4 protein-coding genes are annotated in these 2,064 nt (G+C 65.3%); 2 read left to right on the top strand and 2 right to left on the bottom strand.

What is annotated here, in order from left to right:
- A partial coding sequence (locus tag Q4F73_RS12070; protein WP_303359589.1) for a DUF305 domain-containing protein occupies positions 1–544 on the bottom strand: 544 nt, incomplete at its 3' end.
- Between the two features lie 43 nt (positions 545–587).
- On the bottom strand, positions 588–866 hold the full coding sequence (locus Q4F73_RS12065; RefSeq protein WP_303359588.1) for a DUF3618 domain-containing protein: 279 nt from the start codon (positions 864–866) through the stop codon (positions 588–590).
- 88 nt (positions 867–954) lie between these two features.
- Between Q4F73_RS12065 and bcp the strand changes: the two genes are divergently transcribed.
- Together bcp and Q4F73_RS12055 are read left to right on the top strand one after the other, a co-directional pair.
- Entirely contained in the window at positions 955–1,431 is a 477-nt protein-coding gene (bcp, locus tag Q4F73_RS12060; protein ID WP_303359587.1) for a thioredoxin-dependent thiol peroxidase, read from the top strand.
- The gene (locus Q4F73_RS12055; protein WP_303359586.1) at positions 1,431–2,063 is read left to right on the top strand and encodes a TetR/AcrR family transcriptional regulator; all 633 of its coding nucleotides are present in this window, start codon (positions 1,431–1,433) and stop codon (positions 2,061–2,063) included. Before bcp ends, Q4F73_RS12055 begins: the two co-directional genes overlap by 1 nt.
- The last annotated feature ends 1 nt before the right edge of the window (position 2,064 follow it).

Genomic DNA, 2,064 nt, shown 5'->3' with positions numbered 1-2,064 from the left:
GCATCTCGGCGGTCTGCACCTCGATCATCTCCTCTGCGAGCTCCCGCAGCGGAGCGTATCCGCCGTTGTCCACCTGATCCTGGGTCATGGCGATGACCTCCGCGTGGTGGAAGTGCATGAGCTCGAGGAAGCGGGTCCGCAGCTCCTCACCGTCCAGCTGCGCAAAGGTCTCGAACACACCGGGTGAGACCATGCCGTTGGCGATGTGGTGGGAGTGCAGTTCCATGTCGGCGTCGATGGCCCAGTCGTCGGCGAGCTGGCGCATCTGTGCGTTCTCCCGCTCCTGGCCCGAGCGGATGCGTTCGGCGAGGTCTCGCACGTCCGGATCCTCCACATCCGAGGCCAGCAGCACCTCCGACATGTCGATGGCCTGTTGGTGGTGCGGCACCATCATTCCCAGAAAGTGGACGTCGGTGTCGTTGGCCTCAGCGGGCATGGCGTCGGTGCGCTCGGAGAGCATCTGCTCGGCAGGCGCTGACGGCTCGGTGGGCGTGCAACCTGCCAGGAGGAGGGCGGCGGCGAGGACGACGAACGGGGCGCGCATAGGTAGTTACCTTAGCGTCGCCCCGTCGATAAGCGGTAGGAAATTATGCGCGTCCTGCGAGCAGGCGCTGGATCTCCTTGAGATCCTTGTTGCGCTTGCGGTTGCGCACCACGACGAGGGTCACCAGGCCGACGACAGCCACGCCGACACCTGCGAGGATCTTCTGCACCTGCGGGTCCTGCAGCTTGGCCTGCGCCTCGCGCTGGGCGTCGGCGGCGAGGGCCTGGGGCTTGGTGCGAACGGCCAGCTCGTCGAGGGTGCTGGCCAGCTGGCGACGGGTGCGCTCGATGTCTCGCTGGATATCGTTGATGTCTCGTGCCACGTGGATCTCCCGGGTAGTTGAAGGTCGTCTGTTCTACTTCAGAGTAGTGTAACGCGATCTGTCGGTGCAGGGCGGTATGGTGTAGGACATGACTGTTTCCTCACGTCTTGCCGAAGGCGACCCTGCACCCGATTTCACCCTGCCCGATGACACCGGTCGGGAGGTCTCGCTCCAGGATGTCGTCGGCCAGCGTGTGCTCGTCTACTTCTACCCGCGCGCCAACACCCCGGGCTGCACGACGCAGGCCTGCGACTTTAGGGATTCCCTCGCCGAGCTCAACGACCTCGACGTCACCGTCATCGGCATCTCCCCCGACAAACCGGAGAAGCTGGCGAAGTTCCGCGAGGATCACGGGCTGAACTTCGTGCTGCTGTCGGACGTCGATAAGCAGGTGATGACGCAGTGGGGCGCGTTCGGCGAGAAGAAGAACTACGGCAAGGTCGTGCAGGGCGTGATCCGGTCGACGTTCCTCATCGAACCCGACGGCACCATCGGCCTGGCCCGCTACAACGTCCGCGCGTCGGGACATGTCGCCCGCATCCTGCGAGAGGTCGCCGCCGCCTGATGAGCGACGAGGAAGGCCTGCTCGTCCCCCGTCGACGACCCGCCCAGGCCCGCAGCCGCGAACGCTTCAACCGCATTCTGGCGGCCGCGCGCACCGTGCTTGTCGACGTCGGCTTCGAGTCCTTCACCTTCGACGAGGTGGCCAAGCGCGCCGAGGTGCCCATCGGCACCCTGTACCAGTTCTTCGCCAACAAGTACGTGCTCATCTGCGAGCTCGACCGCGTCGATACGGCAGAGAATGTCGCCGAGCTGCAGAAGTTCTCCGGGCGGGTGCCGGCCCCGCAGTGGCCCGACATTCTCGACGAGTTCATCGACCACCTGGCCCGTCTGTGGCGGGAGGATCCTTCCCGGCGCGCCGTCTGGCACGCCGTCCAGTCCACCCCGGCGACCCGCGCGACGGCGGCGGCCACCGAGAAGCAGATGCTCGACATCATCTCCGAGGTGGTCGCCCCCCTGGCGGCGGATGCCACCCACGAGGAGCGCTTTCAGTTGGCCGCGCTCCTGGTGCACACGGTGTCCTCGCTGCTGAATTTCGCGATCCGTGACGCAGAGGATGCGGATCATTTCGAGACCATCGTCAACGAGATCAAGCGGATGCTTGTCGCGTACCTGTTCGCGGTGGCAACAAGTTAGT

Source organism: Corynebacterium sp. (assembly GCF_030535495.1).
Lineage (GTDB): Bacteria > Actinomycetota > Actinomycetes > Mycobacteriales > Mycobacteriaceae > Corynebacterium.
The sequence above is the reverse complement of the archived record's forward strand: the minus strand, read 5'-3'. Positions and strand labels throughout refer to the sequence as shown.